The sequence below is a fragment of the Acidobacteriota bacterium genome (genome assembly GCA_028875725.1).
Classification (GTDB): domain Bacteria; phylum Acidobacteriota; class Thermoanaerobaculia; order Multivoradales; family Multivoraceae; genus Multivorans.
Genome location: JAPPCR010000006.1, coordinates 1,960,359 through 1,976,565, shown reverse-complemented (window position 1 = coordinate 1,976,565; position 16,207 = coordinate 1,960,359). Strand labels below are relative to the sequence as shown.

Here is a 16,207-nt window from a genome sequence, read left to right as displayed (position 1 = left end):
GGAGACTAGGGGTAGAGTCCGCCGCCGTGAAAGAGGTGATTGCGCAGGCGCACGACATCGGCGACCTGTACGGCCTGTTCGGCCGGCGGGCCCCTGAAGCCGTGGTTGTACCGCGGTCTGCCGTTCCACAGCCTCAGCGGGCTCTTCTGGATCACGAAGATCACATGACGGTGACCCTGGAGGCCCACCATGGGGCCGCGGTCGACGTCGATGTCCTGGATCGCGTCGCGCACGACGGACGCTACGCGCGCAGAATCCTCCTGCGGCGTGCGGACGCCAGGGCCGTCGCGCCAGGACAATCCGCTGGCGTGGTGCTGTTCGGGATCGTGCTCATCGACTTCCGGTTTACGAGGGAGGCAGCCCGGCGCGAGATCCTCAGCGAAGCGACTCCGCTCGGCCATGTGCTGATTCGCCACAGCCGGTTGCGGCGAATCAGCACCCACTGTCTGCTCGAGATCGAGCCGGACGGCGAGATGCGGCGCCACTTCGGTCTGGGCGACCGGGTGGACTGCAAAGGGTCGCGCGTTCATGGCCGTCTCGCGACGATCTTCTGCGATGGGCAACCCGCGGTCGAACTCCTCGAAGTCGTGCCGCCGGGCCCTGCCGCCGTCAGGCTCGCTCGATCGGGAAGGAGATGAGTTCGTCGATACTCCCTGCTTCAAGGTCGAGACCGAGCAGCCTGTCGAAACCCAGGGCGACTCCCGCGCAGGGCGGGAGACCCGACTCCAGTGCGGCCAGGAAACGGGACGGAATCGGCGGCAGCGGTTGGCCGGTTCTGCGGCGGCTCGCCAGGTCGTACTCAAGGCGTTGCCGCTGTTCGGCCGGATCGCAGAGTTCGCCGTAGCCGTTGGCGAGCTCGATATCCCCGACGTAGGCCTCGAAACGCTCGGCGGTGCGGGGGTCGGAAGCGTTCAATTGCGCCATCGCGGCCTGGGAGGCGGGATAGTCGAAAACGACCGTGACACGGTCGGTCGCGAACTCAGGCTCCACCCGTTCGCCGAACAGCCGGGACAGCAGATCGTCCCGGTCTAGGTCGGTGGTGTCGACCGGTGAGGGGCCGTCCGCGACGGCCCGTCGCAGGGCTCCGGTCGATGCGTCGTACGGATCGATCCCGGCGTGCCGGCGCATGAGATCGGCGTAGCCGACATAGGTCGCCGGCTCCAGGCGCCGCGAACCGGCGAGAAGGGTCTCGATCAGGGCCGCGACTTCCCTCATCAGTCGGTGCACGTCCCATCCCACGCGATACCACTCGAGGATCGTGAACTCGGGGTTGTGCCAGCGGCCGCGCTCGCCGCCACGGAACGCCTTGCATACCTGGTAGATCGATCCGGAACCCGCGGCCAGCATCCGCTTCATGGCGAGTTCGGGCGAGGTCTGGAGGTACATCCGCCGGCCGTCAATGCCGGGGGCCTCGACGGCGGAGCTCAGCGGCTCCAGGTGCGGGTCGAGAGTGGTTTCGGCGGACAGCAGGGGGGTTTCGACCTCGAGCACTTCCCGCTCGGCGAAGAAGGCGTGCAGCCTGGCGAGCATGGCTGCGCGTCGTTTCAGGGCGGTCAACCCGGCTGTGGGCCGCCACTCCGCGGCGTCGCCCGTCACCGTCCGCCCTTAGGTCTTGCCGCGGGAGACGTACTCGCCGGTCCGGGTGTCGACCCGGATGGCCTCGCCGGTCTGGATGAAGAGCGGTACCTTGACGACCGCACCGGTTTCTAGCTTCGCCGGCTTGCTGCCGCCGCTGGAGGTGTCGCCCTTGAGTCCGGGATCCGTTTCGATCACCTCACGAGTCACGAAGTTCGGCGCCGCGACGAGGATCGGATGGCCGTTCCAGAGCGTCACGCTGCAGATGTCCTCCTCCTTGATCCACTGCTCGGCTCCGCCCAGGGCCGCGGCATCGGCCTCGACCTGGTCGTAGGTGTCGGGATTCATGAAGAACCAGTGCCCGCCGTCGGTGTAGAGGTACTGCATCGACGTCTCGATGACGTCGGCGCCCTCGAGCAGGTCGCCCGGCTTGTAGGTCTTCTCGTTGACCCGTCCGTTCAGGAGGTTGCGCATCTTGACCCGGGTGAACGCCTGGCCCTTGCCGGGCTTGACGAAATCGCACGAGATGATCACGTTCGGCTCGCCGCTCTCGAGCACCTTGAGCCCGGTGCGGACCTGGTTCATGTTGTAGCTGGCCATCGATCCCGAACGCCTTATCCGTTGACGCCCCTCGCTGCGGCGAACCCTAGCAGCAGGGCGGCGGTGAAACTCACCGCCTCCTGCCTGCGTTGTATGGCGGTAAGGGCGGCAGGTGGCGGTCCTTTCCGGCCGTGACGGAAGCCCTGCCCCGAACCAGGGAGAGCGCGATGACCAACCGACCTTCGATTCCCGTTCCGGATTCCAACGCCTCAATCGGTCGCCGCGGGCCGCGGACACCGCGTTGGGGCCTGGCGGTCATGACGCTGGTGGCTGCCGCAGCGGCTCTTTCGACGCCCGCCTTCGGCGAATTCGACGAGAGCCACCGCTTCGACGCCCGTTCGCTGGAGGTCACCAACCTGATCGGCAAGGTGACTATCGGGCAGGCAGCCGGCGACGAGTTCGAGGTCGACGTTTCCGTGCGCGGCGCCGACGGCGTGCGGCGCAACATCGACATCGAACAGGAGCGCGGTTCCCGCGCCCGGCTGGACGTCGTCTTCCCGGTCGACGACGAGCGCCGGTTCGTGTATCCGGAGTTCAGCCGCCGGCGGGCTCAGCTCTGGTTCCGCGAGGGTCGATCCAGCAGCCTGCTGGGGGAGATCCTGCGGGCCGTCTCGGGTCGTCGCGTTCGGGTCGAGCGGAGCGGCAGGGGCATGGAGGTGTGGGCCGATCTTGTGATACGCGTGCCCGAGGGGGCTTCGCTCACGCTCGAACACGGGGCGGGTGACGTGCAGATCGAGACCCTCGCCGCGGACCTCGACTTGGACGTGAAGGCCGGCGCCATGGAGGCAACCGGACTGGACGGCCGGATCGAGCTCCGTGTCGGCAGCGGTGGCTTGGCCGTGCGGGACGTGCGCGGCCGGCTGGACCTGGACACGGGCAGCGGCAGCGCCAGTCTCGACCGTTTCGAGGGCTCGGCGCTCTCGATCGACACCGGCAGCGGCCCGGTGGCGGTGACGGAAGTGGCGGCCGAGGCGATCGACATTGACACCGGCAGCGGCGGAGTCACGGTGGACGGCCTGGAAGCCGAACGGTTGTCGATCGACACGGGCAGCGGCAGCGTTCGGGTCGAGTCCGCGGGCGCCGACGCCGCGGAGATCGATACGGGCAGCGGCAGGGTGCATCTGGCCCTCGAGCGGATGGGTGACGGCAGGTTCGAGATCGGCACCGGCTCCGGCGGCATCGTCATGCTGGTTCCGGAGGATCTGTCGGCCCGGTTCGACATCGACATCGGAAGCGGCGGCATCGACGTCGACGTGCCGATCGCGAAGACGCTGCACAAGTCGCGGGGCGAGATGCGGTTCATTGCCGGCGACGGCGATGCGAGCGTGATCCTCGACACGGGCTCGGGAAGCGTCCGCGTCGCGAACGTGAACTGACCGAAGTTAGCGCGCCCCAGCCATCGCGCACACGATCCGCCACTCCCGTTCGGTCACTGGCTGAACGGAGAGCCGCTGGCCCCGGCGGAGCAGGGCCATTCCCTCCAGGTCGGGCCGCTGGCGTAGCTCGGCCAGGGTGACGGGCTCGTCGAACTTGCACTCGAACTCGATGTCGACGAGGTACCACCGGGGATTCTCCGGGTCCGATTTCGGGTCGTAGTGAGAGTCATCCGGGTCGAACTGGGTCGGATCGGGATAGGACTCGCTGCACACCCGGGCCAGTCCCACCACCGCGGTCGGCTTGGCGTTCGAGTGGTAGTAGAGGACGCCGTCGCCGATCCGCATCCGGTCGCGCATCAGGTTGCGGGCCTGATAGTTGCGCACGCCGTCCCAGTAGGTCTTGCCGTCGTGGGCCAGGTCGTCGAGCGAGTACTCGCCCGGCTCGCTCTTCATCAGCCAGTACTGGCGGGGTTCGTCGGTCATGGTGGTCTCCTGGTCGTTGCGCGCGCTACAGGATGCTGCGTCCGAAGAGCGAACTCAGCAGGCCGAGGGCGAGCTTCGCGGTCTGATTGCGCGTGTCGAGAATGGGGTTCACTTCGACGACGTCGACGGAACCCAGACCGCCGTGTTCGGCGATCAGTTCCATCAGCAGGTGCCCCTCGCGGTAACTCAGGCCTCCGGGCGCCTGGGTACCCACGCCCGGCGCTTCCCGCGGATCGATCGAGTCCATGTCCAGGCTGACGTGGAGCCGGTCCACGTGCCCCAGGCGTTCGAGGGCTTCGTTTGCGAGGGGAGCCAGACCTCGCTCGTCGATCTGGCGCATCGTGAAGACGGTGACGCCGGCCCGGTGGATCAGCGCCTGCTCGCCCGGGTCGAGGTCGCGGACTCCGAACAGGACGACATCCTTCGGCCGGAGCTTGGCGCCTGGGCGACCGGCATCGACCAGTTCCGGCGCGCCGTAGCCGCAGAGCGCCGCCAGCGGCATGCCGTGGAGATTGCCGGTCGGGGAAGTCTCGGGCGTGTTGAAATCGCCGTGTGCGTCGATCCACAGAACGCCGGCGCGGTGTTCGTGCGAGACGCCGCCCACGGTGCCCACGGCGATCGAGTGATCGCCGCCCAGGACCAGCGGCAGGGCGCCGTCGGCTACGGCTTCACGGCTTGCGTCGTAGATGCGTTCGCAGGCGTCGACAACGGGTCGGAGGAAGCCCAGGCCGGGTTCCTCCGGCAGGGAGTCGCGCTCGACCGCCTCGATGTTGCCGCGGTCTTCCACGCGGTAGCCGAGGCCCAGCAAGGCCGACTTGAGACCGGCGTAGCGGAGCGCGGTAGGCCCCAGGTCCACGCCGCGGCGCGCCTGCCCGAGATCGAGCGGCGCGCCAACGATCCGAATCGTGGTCCGGGCTGCGGGGGTGGACATGGGTGGGAAGTTAGCGCACCTGGCGCCGCAAGCTCATAGGATGCGGATCAGCCATGTCCGTCCGCAACTTCTGCATCATCGCGCACATCGACCACGGCAAGTCGACGCTCGCCGATCGCCTGATCCAGCACTGCGGGGCGATCGAGGACCGGGAGTTCCGCGACCAGATCCTCGATTCGATGGACATCGAGCGGGAGCGGGGGATCACGATCAAGAGCAATACGGTCACCCTCCGGCACCAGGACGCGGAGGGCCTGCCCTGCCGTCTGAACCTGATCGACACCCCGGGTCATGTCGACTTCTCGCACGAGGTGCGGCGGTCGCTCATGTCGTGCGAGGGGGCGCTGCTCCTGATCGATGCGTCCCAGGGCGTGGAGGCACAGACGGTCGCCAACCTCTACCTCGCGCTGGAGTACGACCTCACGATCATTCCGGTGATCAACAAGATCGACCTGCCGTCCGCGGATGTCGACCGGGTTCGCGAGGAGATCGAGAGTGACCTGGGCCTGGACCCGTTCGAGGCGGTGCTGTGCTCGGCCAAGACTGGCGACGGCGTCGAGGATGTGCTCGACGCGATCGTGGAGCGACTGCCGGCGCCGGAGGGCGATGGTTCGGCGCCGCTGAAGGCGCTGGTCTTCGACGCCCAGTACGACCCGTACCGTGGCGTCGTGATGCTGGTCCGGGTGCGCCAGGGCACGCTCCGGCCGAAACAGAAGATCCGCCTGATGCACACCGGCAGCGAGCACGAAGTGGAGGAGATCGGGACCCTGCTGCTCAAGCGGAGACAGCGCGAGGAGCTGGAGGCCGGCGCCGTGGGCTACGTCATCGCCGGGATCCGGAAGATCTCCGAGATCGACATCGGCGACACGATCACGACGCTCCCGAGTGGCGCCGCGGAACCCATCCCGGGCTATCGCGAGGCCAAGCCAGTGGTCTTCTCCTCGATCTATCCGGTCTCGAGTCACGACTACGAGGATCTGACCCGTGCGCTCGAGAAGCTGGCGCTGAACGACGCTTCGCTGACCTACGAGAAAGACTCGTCGTCGGCACTCGGTTTCGGGTTCCGCTGCGGGTTCCTCGGGCTGCTTCACCTGGATGTTGTCCAGGAGCGCCTGGAGCGGGAGTACGGGCTGTCGCTCGTGCTCTCCGCGCCGTCGGTGCGGTACGAAGTGACGATGTCGGACGGCGCGGAGCGGCAGATCGACAATCCGGCCGCCTACCCGGACCCGTCAGAGATCGAGGAGGTTTCCGAGCCCTATATCAAGGCGTCGATCATGCTCCCGGAGCGTTATCTCGGCTCGGTCATGGAACTCTGCCTCGAACGTCGCGGCGGCAAGACGAACATTCACTACCTGGCCGTGGGGCGGGTCGAGCTGACCTGCGAACTGCCGCTGGCCGAGGTCCTCTTCGACTTCTACGACAAGCTGAAGACGGTCACGCAGGGCTACGGCTCGTTCGACTATGAGCTGATCGGGCTGCGGTCGACCGACCTGGTCAAGGTCGACATCCTGGTCAACGGCGAACGCGTCGACGCGCTGTCCCAGCTCGTTCACCGGGACAAGGCGCGCCGGCGGGCGCTCCGCTACTGCGAGCGGCTCAAGGACACGATCCCACGCCAGCAGTTCAAGATCGCGATCCAGGGCGCGATCGGCGGCCAGATCATCGCCCGCACGACGATCACCGCCTTCCGCAAGGACGTCACCGCCAAGTGCTACGGCGGCGACATCACCCGCAAGCGGAAACTCCTCGAGAAGCAGCGCGAAGGCAAGAAGCGCATGAAGCGCGTCGGCTCAGTCGACATCCCGCAGGAGGCCTTCGTGTCGGTGTTGCGCAGCGACGGTTAGAACCCGCCCGTCCGGGGCTGCGGGAGGTGGGGTCCCAGGCAGACGTTCGCGCTTTCTTCGGAGCCCTGGTAGTGGGTCAGTTCGAAGTCCGGCACCCTCACGCTTGACTTGTCGGCACGTCGGGCGCTGGTCTGTTCGTCGGAGATGAGGAGACTGCCGGTAGGGCCACACGAGCGTCTGTGATCTGTGACCGCCATGGTGCGGGTCGCGAAGATCGTGGTCGGGGAGGCGGACGAACAGGACGTCGACGATCGGCCGCGACAGTACGCGTGCCGAAAGACCGTCGCCCGCATGGGCTGGATCGTGGTCCGCCGGCGTCGTGCGTCAGAGTGGTAGTGGCGAGCAGATCAAGGCGTACTAGGGCAGGTTCCAGAACGGAACCTCGTCGTCGATCGAGAACCGCATCCGCAGTTGCAGTTCGCCGCCCGCGACCAAGAACTCCCAGGGCTCTATCGGCCGCACAGCGCCCTGGCAGGCGGCCGGATAGGCCGCTAGGCCGAGACCCGAGATGTCCGCGACGCTGTAGTGGTTGGACGCCACACGGGGCACCGTGAGGGTGCCGTTGTCAGCGAACGGCACCTGTTGGTCGCTCATCCACATCCCTAACGCTTGGGTGGTCAGCAGGCCGCCATCGATCGACACCACGGCGTGTTCGGGCGTCGCGATGCTGTTGGGCGGGCCGGAGGGTGTCACCTGCAAGGTTCCGCCTGGGCCCGACGGCACCCGAATCTCCATGGTAGTGCCTTCCGGCGGGACAGGGACGCATCCTGACCACAGAACACCCGTCGGCACCCTCACCACCACGGCGGCGGGCGTGACGCTCCGGGGCACCACCAGTCGAGCATGCCCCGAGAGGTTCGTGAGCGACGAGCCAACCCCTACCCCATCCGGTGTCAGAGTCAGAACCCACAGATGAGCGCTCCGCTGTGGAGTGCCGGTTTCGGAGGTCACCAGCACCTCCAGTTCGGTTCCTTCCCGCAGGTAGAGCGTCACCGCAGGGTCGAGGTCGTCATCTTCGTCCATCCGGGATGGCCTGACCTCCACCTGTTGGGAGCGCGAGTATCCCTCCAGGTAGGCCGACACCACATGGGTTTCGTCGTCGAGTCCCTCGAACACGAACTGGCCGTCGAGGTCGGTAGTGGTCCGTCGAGGCCCCGATTCGGCGTCGGTCGGGCGCACCAGTTCGACATCTACGCCGTCGAGCGGGAAGCCGTCCTGCCGATCCAGTACGAAGCCACTCACCCTGAATGCCCCGAGCTGGAACGTGACGTTGTACTGGCCGTCCCGCCAGACGGGTTCGACCTCAAACTCCCTGCTGATCGTCTCGGTGTCGACGAAAGCGATGAACTCGTCCTCGGTGGGGACCGACACACGGCCGCCAAACCGGCCTTCCGAGTCGGTCTCGAACATCGTCCAAGCGCCTGCTCCGGTCGAGAGTTCTACCATCGCCTGGTGGCCGTCCTTGCCGAGCAGTACCTGGCCGCGGACTCGCGAGAGCCGGATCGACACTGACACGTTCTCGTCTCCCTCGATCGTTCGCTCCTCAGACAACAGTTGGTTGCCTCGGAGGTCGAAGACCTTCATCACGTAAGGGCCGGGCACCAACTCGCGCCGCACCAGCACTCCGAACTCGTCTGTGGTTCCTTTCGTGGTGTCCCACGGTGACACCATCCGTTCCAGTTCGATCCGCCAAGGCGCCCCGTCGTCGGACGGCGGATCGGTGCGGATCGTTACTCGGCGGTAGCGGTGCATTGGTACATCGCCCAACCAGGTCTCCCGGCCCTCTTGCATCTCGACTCCCCCAAGACGAACCGACGGTCTCGCTTCGGCCTCCACGATGAGGTCGTACGCGCCCGGTTCGACGCCCTTGAGTTGAATGAACCCGCGCTCGTTCGTACTCCCCGACACACGGAGACGTTCGGCCCTCTGGTCCTCGAGGAAGTCCTGCGGTGGCTCAAGAGACGCTGTGGCGCCGACCAGCGGCAGCGCGGTCTCGACGTCGACCACGAACGCCGACGCCGACGCGCCACGCCTCAAACGAGCTTCGCCGAGTTTCACGACTCCGCCCTCCGGCTCAACGTCGAACCAGTAGTGGGGGATCCAGTCCCGAACGGTCAACCGAAGATCGACAACGCCTTGCGGTCCGCTCCACAGGGCCTCCACACGCCCATTCGCGATCTCCACCGACGCACTCTCGCTAAACAGCAGCGGGGCTTCGTCCGAGTAGTCGTACAGCCACCCGTCGATCTGGATCGGCTCGCTCGCCCACTGCTCGCCAGGCGGCAGTTCAAGTACGACCGACATTGAGGCGCGCCGATACGCGGGAACGATGATGCGTTCGGCGGGGTCATCGAGACGAACCTTCGGACACCACACATCGTCACCCGCGCACGTCACGATCGCGTCCGGGTCGAGATTGACGGAGTGGTGGGCGATACCGCTCACCACTCCGTCGGCCCCGAGGGTCACCAACTGAACCTCAGCCACGTCCGCGAGTCCGCCCTTTGGCGTCACCACAACGGGCGTCTGAGCGCCGGCCGACAACGCCATCAAGCTGGCGACGAGCGACGCCACGGCCCACCGGCGACCTACCAAGATCGTGGCCATCTGCTCAGGAGGCGCCTTGCTCAGCCTTTGCCGCGCCGCTTGTCACGCACACATTTGCTCCGCCTTTTCTCCGCTTTGCTCTTGCACTTGCTGGCGTTCTTATTGCACTTCCAGACTGGTTCTGGTACGCACTCCTTGCCTTTGCCTCTCCCCTTGTCGTTTCTTGGTTGGAACCGGCAGTTGCACCTGTTGTTGGCCGATACGCACCCTTGGGTGAGCCTAATGTAGTACGTCGTGCAGTCGGCGCTAGCGGCGGTTACGAACGTGGGGGTGGGGGACTCCCCGGCCGCTATCGACATGGGAACCACCACCTCCATGTCCGGCACACACACGTCTTTCGATTGGGCCATCAGTGCTCCCGAGAACGTCACGCACGGCACCGCTAGCGCGAGTTTCGAGATCATGTTGGGTCGCATAGGGGCTCCTTCCTGTTCTCCGAGAATGGTCGAGGCGGACAACATTGCTCGCCAAAGACGCTCAACGGGACCATACAGAGAAAGTGTGACCATAGAGCGACATAACCCACCCACTCAGTGATCGTTGTGTGCTTTTTCTTCGGTTCCGACAACGGTGGTGTAGATCCCCTTCCTGCTCCAAGATGACTTTCTCGCCCATCGGAGCGTTGGGTTGGAGTCGAGCAGAGAGACAGCCAGGCTCCAGAGACTCTCGGCCGGCGGGCAGCAGGGCGAGTCGGAGTGGAGCCACCGCAGTGGCTGTTCGTCGTTCCGTAAGCTTGATGAGTGAGCGTTTCAGTGTGTTGACGACTTGATTGACGAGAACTAAGGAAACGAGAACTGGAGCTGCTGCGCGACTCGGCGGTCAATTCTCGGGCTGGCAGGTTCGGGCTTTGGGCGCGGGCGATGTCCCGGCAACACCCACCCATCGACGGCTCGATACCGGAACCGGCGTTGGTCAGCTGATCGACTGCCTGCCGCACCACTTTCACATCGTCAACTTTCGCGGCAACTGCCACCGGACGAGAGCGCACCAGGACCTGTTCCGGACCGCGCAGTAGAGGCACCGCGCAGTGGTGGAACCCTCGTGACTGCCAACCTCCTGGGTCCGGACCGTGGCCGGTGTCGGCCTCCGGTCGCTCCTCTCCCTACGGCCGACACCGGAGTTCATCGGACGGACCGCACCGCTGCTACTGCCTCGCCAACCACACTTCACTCCGCTCGCTTCCGTAGGTTGTCGGTTCCGGGCTGGCGTTGGAAGTCGCTCGCTCCGAGCCCGCTGGGACCCCACGCCCCGCAGCCCCGGACGGCGTCAGTTGACGGAGACGGCGGCTTGCTGCGGGCTGGACGATGTCGGCTATACGGACCGCTGCTCCCGATGCTTCAGGCGCGGTGCAGGTCTCTCGCCTATGCGCCGGTGTAGAAGGCGGTGGTGCGGTTTGCTCGGGAGTGGGCAGCGTCGGCATCCACGCCGGCGGTGATCGCTGCTTCTCCCCATGCGTCGCTGCTGCCGGCAATGAGAGCTTTGCCCTCCGGTGACGTAGCGAAGGCGGCTTCGTCCGGCCGCGGTTCGTTCGGCTGCTCTAGGTGGAGCGGCAGTCCCAGCAGACCGAGTTCCCAGCCGACGCCGGTCGCGCCGGGGCCGTACTGGTCCCAGTGGGGAGAGTGGAGCATGGTGTGGGTGAGTTCGAGCCGGGCGCCGCCTTCTGCGTCTTCGCCACAGCGGACTTCGACCCAGCTCGTGTCCCCTGCGAACTCCCAGGTGACGGCGTAGCCGGACGGCGGCTCGCAGGCCGTGATGAGGCCTCCGGCGTTTCCCTCCAGTTGGTAGCGGCCGCCGGGTTCGAGTTCGCCGGTGATCGGCGCGAACCACCGGGCGATCCGTTCGCCGTTGGTCACGGCGTCCCAGAGGTCCTCCAGGGGGACGGGAAAGCCGCGGGCGAGGGTGACCGAACGAGCGGGCCGGCCGTCGCGTTCGAGCGACGAGACGGCACGTTCTACGGCGGCCAGGTGGCCTTCGACGTCAAGACTCATGATTCTCGACGGCGGACTATACGCGCCGGCGCGCGGTCAGGTGTGCTACTCCGGCGTGTACCAGATCGGCGAGGACCAGGCCCGTTCCTGGATCGTCGGCGAGACGTCGTAGCGGGGCTCGACACCCTCGCGCAGGGCGTCCCAGGTCGACCAGCGGCAGGTCGGGTTCTCGAGCGCCCGGACGTAGTAGAAGGCGCGCTTCGAGGCGTCGAAGTCGGGGTCCGTCCAGACCGCCTGCAGGGTGTCCGCCCCGGAGTCGTCGCTGATCTGGCAGGTGGAGAGGTCGACCGTCGCTCCGTTGTCGGGGCAACGGTGCGTGGCCGGGTCGACCGCGGCGCCGTCCGAGCAGGCCACGTCGTAGACCATCTCGGCGCCCTCGCCGTCGCTGGACCATCCCTTGATCACCTGCACGCGATCCAGCGGCGCGGCCATCGAGTCCCTCATCGCCATGACGGCGAAGGTCGGCGCTTCGCCGACGTCGGCGGCCAGCAGGTCGCCGCCCATCGGCACGCCTTCGGCGTAGGCCGTGGTCAGGAACTCGGCATCGTCGAGGTCGTCGTCCGTGAAGTCGCCTGCGAAGAAGCGGACCATCATGCGCGGTCCGGACGTGCCGAACGTCTCCTTCCGCCGCATCGCGTCGAAGAGCGCCTCGCGGGTATTCTCCTCCGCCCAGACGCCGGCCAGGCCGGAGGCGCCCCACGTGTAGTAGTAGGTGTCGCGGAAGGTCCTGCCCGATCCGTCCTCGGTGCGGATCGACGAGTCCGACTGCTGGTCCGGATCGCCCGTGCTCTGGTTGGCGCCGGTGCCGGGCACCGAACCCCGAAGCTGCGGTGTGGCGTCGAGGACCCCGACCTTGGACCAGTAGTCGTCCTCCCGGAAGGCGCCGCCGGAGACGTGGGTGTCGCTGGCGCCGATGATGCCCAGCTTGTACGGATTCGTCAGGCCACCGTCGGCGAGCCGGATGCCGCGGAGCAGCGCGTTACGGACGTAGCTGCCTTCCGGTTGGCTGATGATGTTCGTCGCGATCTTGTACGGCATGATCTCGAAGTCGGCCCACTCGTCGTTGGGAGACAGCGCCGGATGGGTGTCCGACGTGCCCTTGACCTGGGTGATCTCGACGAGCGGCTCGTTGCGCATCCGGACGTCGACGTAGCCCTCGTCGAGAGGATCGCCGTAGAACTGCTCCATCTCGAACATGCGGCCGCCGGAGCCGTTCGGGTTGTGCGGAATGGCGAGCGCGTCCATGCCGAGGTCCCGCCAGCCGTCCATTGCGGCCCAGAGATCCTCGGGGTTCTGGGAGTCGATCCGGCTGAACGGAGCGTCAGGGGCTTCGGAACCGCGGAAGATCACGTTGCGGTGCAGGTTGTCCCGCTCGTAGCCGGACGACGTGAACTCGTAGGCGATGAAGGCCGTGAAGTTCCCCGGATCGTTGTGCGCCTCGGCGGCCGCGACGATCTTGGACCAGGCGTCCCGGACGACGTCCATGCTGAGATGCTCGTCCTCGCCCTGCCGGGCGCCCAGGTAGGGCCGCATGCCGACGAAGATGCCGCGGCGCTCGTCGGCCTGCTCGGCCGCGCGCATGTCGGCGGCGATCGGGTGACCGTACGCTGCGGAGCCCTCCTCGGTCATAGCCGGCAGCATCCCGAGGTACATGCCGTGGTCGGTCACGCCCTGAAAGTCGAGCGGCCGGTCGAGCTTCATGTCGAAGCCGGCCGGGTGCTTGATCGTCCCGCCCTTGGCGAACTCGTAGGCGTCGTTCGGATCCGTCGTCGTGCCGAAGATGAAGGCGTCGAAGGAGTAGCGGGTGTGGACGTGGAGGTCGCCGAAGTAGGCGTTCTTCGTCGGGTTGGGGCTAGGGGCCTCAGCCGTTTCGCCGGGCGCCTCGCCGCGGCCGGTGGGGTCGTCGCCGGGAGCGCATGCGGCAATCAGGAACACGGAGAACACGGCCACCCCCGCGACCGTCGTCAACTGCTTCATCGGCTTCTCCTCAAGAACGGTGTTCGGGCAGTCTACTATTGTCTGTCCTGCTAGCGCTGTTTGAATTTCTTGCTCCGGATCGCGAAGGGAGGTTTCGTTGTGCGTAAACTGACGGGCGGACTCGTTCTTGTGGTGGGAATGTCGGTGGCGGTGTCGCCGGCTTCGAGTGCCGAGCTGGACCCCGATCTCAGGGCCCGCGTCGAGGCGCTGATCGCGGATGTTGCCGGGTCCCCGACCACCGTCTCGAACGTGGCGGAGCGCACTCCGGTTCTGTGGGAGTGGGCGAATGCCGTCTCCATGCAGGGCGGCTTCGTGCCCAAGAACCTGCCGCTCGTCGCGTTCTACGGGCCGTTCCCCCGGCCTGGATCGGAACCGGCGCCCTTCCAGTTGGCGTCGATGGACGACTACGTGCGCCAGCTCGCCTGGCTGGAGGAGGACGAGGAGGCTCTCGGCACCGTGACGCGAACCGGGTCCGAGGTGTTCGAGGCGCGTAGTTGGGTGACGATCGAGGTCGTCTACGCCGTCGGTTCGTTGGGCATGGAGGAGGGCGGCGGGATCGTGATCTCGACGCAGGGTGCCGGCGGCTACGGCCTGCTGCAGACCACGGACCCGGCCGGCGATCACTACGTCTCCGCCCGCGTGAACCGTGAAGGCATCAGCCTGGAGCAGGATACGCACCCGATCTGGGGCCCCTACGGTGGCTTCCGCGGTCCTGCCGGTTTCCCGACTCTTCGGGTCCGCGGCGGAGATCTCTCGCCGGGCGACACGATCACGTTGACCTACGGAGACAGGAGCGGTGGCGGCCGCGGTCTCGGCATCGGCGAGTTCAGCAACGACCGGATCTCCCTGCCGATTCACGTCGACCCGGGCGACGGCAGGGTCTACGAGATGCCGCCCGCGACATACGAGGTCGTGGGCGGTGCCGCGGAGCGGGTCCACGGTTTCGCCCCGTCGATCGTCGGCACGGGCGAACCGTTCGTCATCTCGGTGCGGGCGGAGGACTGGGCCTACAACCGGGCCACCCGGGACATCCCCGGCCTGCAGGTGTTGCTCGACGGCGAGCAGGTGGCCGAGCTGCCGGCCGGACAGGCGATTCACCTCGTGGAGCTCGTGGCCGACGCGGAGGGTGTCCTTCGCTACACGTTCCGCAGCCCGGACGGCGGGGTGACGGGCGCCGCGAATCCGGTGTGGGTGCAGGCGGACCCCGAACACCGTCTCTACTGGGGCGAGACCCACGGCCACTCCGGCTTCGCCGAGGGCCAGGGCACGCCGGAGGGCTACTTCTCCTTCGCCCGCGACGATGCCCGCCTCGACTTCATCACGATGAGCGAGCACGACATCTGGCTGACGGACGGCCTGTGGGAGGAGCTGAACGAAGCGGTCCGGAAGTTCCACCGGGAGGGCGAACTGCTGGTCTTCGCCGGCTACGAGTGGACGTCGCCGCGGCAACGGGGCGGCCACCACAACGTGTTCTTCCGGAACGTCGGAATGCAGCGGGTCGGCGTGCAGGCGGCGCCGAACCTCTCCCAGCTCTATCGGGGGCTGCGCGCCGAGTACGACACGGACGACGTGCTGATCATCCCCCACGCCCACCAGAACGGGGACTGGCGGCAGAGCGACTTCCAGATGGAGAACCTGATCGAGATCATGTCCGGCCACGGAACGTTCGAGTGGTTCGGCAGCCGCTACCTCGAGCAGGGTTTCCGGGTCGGCTTCGTGTCGGCGTCCGACGACCATCGCGGTCATCCCGGCTACTCGCCCGGTCATCAGGCGGGCGCCTCCGGGCGGCGATCGAACATCTTCCAGTTCGGCGGCCTGGCGGCGGCCTGGGCGCCCGCGCGCACCACTGAGGCCGTGTTCGGCGCTCTCAAGTCTCGCCACGCGTACGCGACGACCGGCGCGCAACGGATCGTGCTCGACGCCCGGCTGAACGGTACGCCGATGGGCAGCGAACTGGACCAGACGGATCGCCGCGTGCTCGAGGGACGGGCGATCGGCACGGGTCCGATCCGCCGGGTCGACCTGATCCGCAACGGCGAGGTCGTGGCCACCTTCGACACGCGCGGGGCAGGCGGCGCCGCGCTGCCGGAGGGCCAGTTCGAGGCCCTGGTCAGCTTCTTCTCGGAGACCTGGGTCGACATCCGGGACAACCCGCGCGGCCAGCGGCCCTGGCGGGGCACCGTGACGGTGGAAGGCGCGAAGCTGGTCGGCGGTCGTCTGACCGGGACGCCGCTGGTGGCGGACCGCTTCGGGGTGGACGGGAATGTGGCCAGCTTCGACTTCACGACCCGCGGCTCGCGCCGCTCCTTCGCGCTGGTGCTGGAGGGCGATCCGGCGGCGGTCCGGCTCAACCTCGGGATCGCGGCCGCCGTGGAGTACGGCACCGCGCCGACCCAGGTGCGCACTCCCCAGCGGTTCGCCGCGGCGGAGTTCACGCTGGCCCTGCCGGCGGCGCCGGGCACCTCGGCCGATGCTCGCGGCGGCAATGAGCACGTGTTTCACGAAGGCCACTACCAGGACAGCGTGCGCGTCGACTTCATTGAAGGGCTCCGGGACGACGTCACTTTCCGCTTCACCGACTTCGGCGAAGAAGAGGACTGGTACTACCTCCGGGTCGAGCAGACCGACGGTCACCTCGCCTGGTCCAGCCCCTGGTGGGTCGGCGGCGAGAAGCCGCGCTAGCGCCGGAGGCTGCACCCGCCGGTCCGGCGCCTGAGGGGGGAGGGTCCCAGCGGGCGCTCGCGCTCTCTCGGAAGAGGGAAGGTTGGCGCTCGCTCCGCTTCACTCGCTCCGGTTGGGCGTCGGTTGCGGGAAGGGCGTCGGGCG

The 16,207-nt window shown here is 67.2% G+C and carries 11 protein-coding genes; 4 read left to right on the top strand and 7 right to left on the bottom strand.

The window, feature by feature from the left end:
- Positions 1 to 26: 26 nt before the first annotated feature.
- A complete protein-coding gene (locus OXI49_09975) occupies positions 27 to 638 on the top strand; it encodes a hypothetical protein (protein ID MDE2690828.1) in 612 nt (203 codons plus the stop codon).
- Here the strand turns inward: OXI49_09975 and epmA are convergent.
- Positions 610 to 1,596, bottom strand: a complete 987-nt coding sequence (epmA, locus tag OXI49_09970; protein MDE2690827.1) for an EF-P lysine aminoacylase EpmA — start codon at positions 1,594 to 1,596, stop codon at positions 610 to 612. The two genes, OXI49_09975 and epmA, sit on opposite strands and share 29 nt — an antisense overlap.
- A 9-nt stretch (positions 1,597 to 1,605) precedes the next feature.
- Positions 1,606 to 2,175: an elongation factor P gene (gene efp, locus OXI49_09965; GenBank protein MDE2690826.1), complete on the bottom strand. Its 570-nt coding sequence runs from the start codon at positions 2,173 to 2,175 to the stop codon at positions 1,606 to 1,608.
- A 167-nt stretch (positions 2,176 to 2,342) separates the two neighbouring features.
- Between efp and OXI49_09960 the strand changes: the two genes are divergently transcribed.
- Positions 2,343 to 3,551: a DUF4097 family beta strand repeat-containing protein gene (locus OXI49_09960; protein MDE2690825.1), complete on the top strand. Its 1,209-nt coding sequence runs from the start codon at positions 2,343 to 2,345 to the stop codon at positions 3,549 to 3,551.
- A gap of 6 nt (positions 3,552 to 3,557) precedes the next feature.
- Here OXI49_09960 and OXI49_09955 read toward each other — a convergent pair whose 3' ends face one another.
- Positions 3,558 to 4,034: an EVE domain-containing protein gene (locus tag OXI49_09955; protein ID MDE2690824.1), complete on the bottom strand. Its 477-nt coding sequence runs from the start codon at positions 4,032 to 4,034 to the stop codon at positions 3,558 to 3,560.
- A 25-nt stretch (positions 4,035 to 4,059) separates the two neighbouring features.
- The gene (gene rocF / locus OXI49_09950) at positions 4,060 to 4,965 is read right to left on the bottom strand and encodes an arginase (GenBank protein MDE2690823.1); all 906 of its coding nucleotides are present in this window, start codon (positions 4,963 to 4,965) and stop codon (positions 4,060 to 4,062) included.
- Between the two features lie 53 nt (positions 4,966 to 5,018).
- Between rocF and lepA the strand changes: the two genes are divergently transcribed.
- The gene (lepA, locus tag OXI49_09945) at positions 5,019 to 6,809 is read left to right on the top strand and encodes a translation elongation factor 4 (protein MDE2690822.1); all 1,791 of its coding nucleotides are present in this window, start codon (positions 5,019 to 5,021) and stop codon (positions 6,807 to 6,809) included.
- A 357-nt stretch (positions 6,810 to 7,166) separates the two neighbouring features.
- Here the strand turns inward: lepA and OXI49_09940 are convergent, their stop codons facing one another.
- The 3 genes from OXI49_09940 to OXI49_09930 form a co-directional block, all read right to left on the bottom strand.
- Positions 7,167 to 9,416: a carboxypeptidase-like regulatory domain-containing protein gene (locus OXI49_09940; protein MDE2690821.1), complete on the bottom strand. Its 2,250-nt coding sequence runs from the start codon at positions 9,414 to 9,416 to the stop codon at positions 7,167 to 7,169.
- A gap of 1,361 nt (positions 9,417 to 10,777) precedes the next feature.
- The gene (locus tag OXI49_09935; GenBank protein ID MDE2690820.1) at positions 10,778 to 11,404 is read right to left on the bottom strand and encodes an SRPBCC domain-containing protein; all 627 of its coding nucleotides are present in this window, start codon (positions 11,402 to 11,404) and stop codon (positions 10,778 to 10,780) included.
- A gap of 45 nt (positions 11,405 to 11,449) precedes the next feature.
- The gene (locus OXI49_09930; protein ID MDE2690819.1) at positions 11,450 to 13,381 is read right to left on the bottom strand and encodes a DUF3604 domain-containing protein; all 1,932 of its coding nucleotides are present in this window, start codon (positions 13,379 to 13,381) and stop codon (positions 11,450 to 11,452) included.
- 99 nt (positions 13,382 to 13,480) lie between these two features.
- Here OXI49_09930 and OXI49_09925 point away from each other — a divergent pair, with 99 nt between their 5' ends.
- Positions 13,481 to 16,063, top strand: a complete 2,583-nt coding sequence (locus OXI49_09925) for a DUF3604 domain-containing protein (GenBank protein ID MDE2690818.1) — start codon at positions 13,481 to 13,483, stop codon at positions 16,061 to 16,063.
- The last annotated feature ends 144 nt before the right edge of the window (positions 16,064 to 16,207 follow it).

What these genes read in the sequence shown, in the direction of transcription:
- efp (MDE2690826.1), bottom strand. Translation starts at nt 2,175, where the DNA reads ATGGCCAGCTACAACATGAACCAGGTCCGCACCGGGCTCAAGGTGCTC.
- OXI49_09960 (MDE2690825.1), top strand. Translation starts at nt 2,343, where the DNA reads ATGACCAACCGACCTTCGATTCCCGTTCCGGATTCCAACGCCTCAATC.
- OXI49_09955 (MDE2690824.1), bottom strand. Translation starts at nt 4,034, where the DNA reads ATGACCGACGAACCCCGCCAGTACTGGCTGATGAAGAGCGAGCCGGGC.
- rocF (MDE2690823.1), bottom strand. Translation starts at nt 4,965, where the DNA reads ATGTCCACCCCCGCAGCCCGGACCACGATTCGGATCGTTGGCGCGCCG.
- lepA (MDE2690822.1), top strand. Translation starts at nt 5,019, where the DNA reads ATGTCCGTCCGCAACTTCTGCATCATCGCGCACATCGACCACGGCAAG.
- OXI49_09940 (MDE2690821.1), bottom strand. Translation starts at nt 9,416, where the DNA reads ATGGCCACGATCTTGGTAGGTCGCCGGTGGGCCGTGGCGTCGCTCGTC.
- OXI49_09935 (MDE2690820.1), bottom strand. Translation starts at nt 11,404, where the DNA reads ATGAGTCTTGACGTCGAAGGCCACCTGGCCGCCGTAGAACGTGCCGTC.
- OXI49_09930 (MDE2690819.1), bottom strand. Translation starts at nt 13,381, where the DNA reads ATGAAGCAGTTGACGACGGTCGCGGGGGTGGCCGTGTTCTCCGTGTTC.